General features: G+C 50.4%; 2 protein-coding genes. One reads left to right on the top strand and one right to left on the bottom strand.

Going from position 1 to position 1,981, the window contains the following annotated elements:
* A partial coding sequence (gene metE, locus MPL1_RS13000; RefSeq protein ID WP_009727598.1) for a 5-methyltetrahydropteroyltriglutamate--homocysteine S-methyltransferase occupies positions 1-1,610 on the bottom strand: 1,610 nt, incomplete at its 3' end.
* 114 nt (positions 1,611-1,724) lie between these two features.
* Here metE and MPL1_RS12995 point away from each other — a divergent pair.
* Complete coding sequence (locus MPL1_RS12995) at positions 1,725-1,952, top strand: helix-turn-helix domain-containing protein (RefSeq protein ID WP_009727597.1); 228 nt, start codon at positions 1,725-1,727, stop codon at positions 1,950-1,952.
* Positions 1,953-1,981: the final 29 nt, after the last annotated feature.

Here is a 1,981-nt window from a genome sequence, read left to right as displayed (position 1 = left end):
GGTCGTTGAATATCGCCGAAAATAATCGGTGGTTTAACACAGCGGGAACCGTATGATTGCACCCAGCCAAGCTCACTAAAGGCATAACCGTCCAATTGGCTGCCAAAGTACTCAACCATGTCATTACGCTCTGCCTCACCGTGCACCAGAACATCCAGATCCAGCTGTTCCTGAATTTTGATAGCCAGATGGATTTCTCGTTGCATGTCTTGCTGATACTCAGCAAAGCCTATGGCACCGTCACGATATAACTTACGGGTACGTCTGATATCAGCGGTTTGTGGGAACGAGCCGATGGTGGTGGTTGGAAAGGCCGGCAGTTTGAGTTTTTGTTGTTGGATCTCGGCCCGAGCCGCATAGGGACTCTGCCGCTCAGCCAGTGAGGGATTTAGCTGCTCACAGCGCTGTTTGACCGCAAGATTGTTGACACGGCTGGATTGTTGACGGCTTGAGATGGCCCTTGCATTGTCGGTCAGAGCCTCGGCAACACTGTCTCTGCCATGATTTAACGCCTTGGCAATAATGCTGAGTTCATCCAGTTTTTGATCGGCAAAAGCCAGCCAGGATTTGATTTCCGGATCCAGTTTTTGCTCAAGCTGCAGATCAATGGGCACATGCAGTAAGGAGCATGAAGGTGCTATCCACAAACGATCTTGCAGACGTTGGTGAATCGGTTCAATGCGATCCAGAATCTCTGTCAGGTGACTGCGCCAGATATTTCTGCCGTTGATGATGCCGAGCGAGAGCACTTTGGTGCTTGGCAGCCAGTCAACGACTTTATTGATTTCGTCAGCCGCATTGACCGCATCCAGATGAAGCCCGCTTACCGGCAGCTCACAGGCCAGTTGCAGATTATCACGCAGTGGTCCGAAGTAGGTGGTCAGCAATATTTTGACCGGCGATTTGCTCAATGAAAAATAAGCCTGGTTGAGTGCATGCGTCCATTGAGCGTCCAGCTCTGTGACCAACACCGGCTCATCGATTTGAACCCACTCAACACCGGCATCAGCCAACTGATCCAGAATTTGTGCATAGCAGGCCACCAGATCATCCAGCAGTGCCAGTTTATCGGTGTTGTCTTTGCTTTTTCCCAGCCATAGATAACTGACCGGGCCCAGAATCACTGGTTTGGCATTGTGGCCTTGCGCGCGGGCTTCAGCCAATTGGCTCAGTAATCGTTCTGCGTTGGCTTCAAATCGTGTCGCTTCGGAAAACTCGGGCACCAGATAGTGGTAGTTGGTATCAAACCATTTGGTCATTTCTGCAGCCGCCACATTATGGCAGCAATGCTGTTCATTATCTGAAGCGGCATCCCGACCACGTGCTGCCAGAAAATAGGCTTGCCAGGGCGTTGAAGCGGTTTGCTGGGCTCTGGCTGGCAGGTTGCTGACCATGACGCTGGTATCCAGTACATGATCGTAAAATGAAAAATCGCCGACAGGGACTAAATCCAAAGCGGCTTGTTTCTGCCAGTTTTGGGCTCTTAATACTTCCCCGGTGTGGGTCAGCATGTCCAAATCTTTTTCACCGCGCCAGTAGGCTTCCAGGGCAAATTTGAGTTCTCTTCGGCTGCCTATTCTGGGGTAACCGAGATTGTGTGTGGTAACCATAGTGATTATTCCTTAACTGAAAGAGCAACAGGCTCCAGGAACAGCGAATTGTAAAGACAACAATTAATGAGGAATAATGATGGTTTTCACGTTAACCATAAGGAAAGCTAATAAATGATTGAGCGAAGTCATCTGCGAATCATTGAGGCACTGGCTGATAATGGCAGTTTGACGGCGGCCGCCAACGCACTGCATCTGACGCAACCAGCCCTGTCACACCAGATTCGCTACCTTGAACAAAAGCTTGAATTGCAGCTTTGGCAAAGAGAGGGTCGTAAGTTGCGCCTGACCAATGGCGGCAAGTTGCTGTTGCAGATGCAAGGCAAGTGCTGCCGGTGCTGAGCAAGGTGAACAAACCTGCGGCGTTATGC

The sequence above is a fragment of the Methylophaga lonarensis MPL genome, assembly GCF_000349205.1.
Taxonomy (GTDB): domain Bacteria; phylum Pseudomonadota; class Gammaproteobacteria; order Nitrosococcales; family Methylophagaceae; genus Methylophaga; species Methylophaga lonarensis.
Note: the sequence above shows the minus strand (reverse complement) of the source record. Positions and strands in the feature narration are given on the sequence as shown.

Bases quoted from the DNA above. Each gene is read 5' to 3' on its own strand.
- MPL1_RS12995 (WP_009727597.1), top strand. From the start codon at position 1,725: ATGATTGAGCGAAGTCATCTGCGAATCATTGAGGCACTGGCTGATAAT.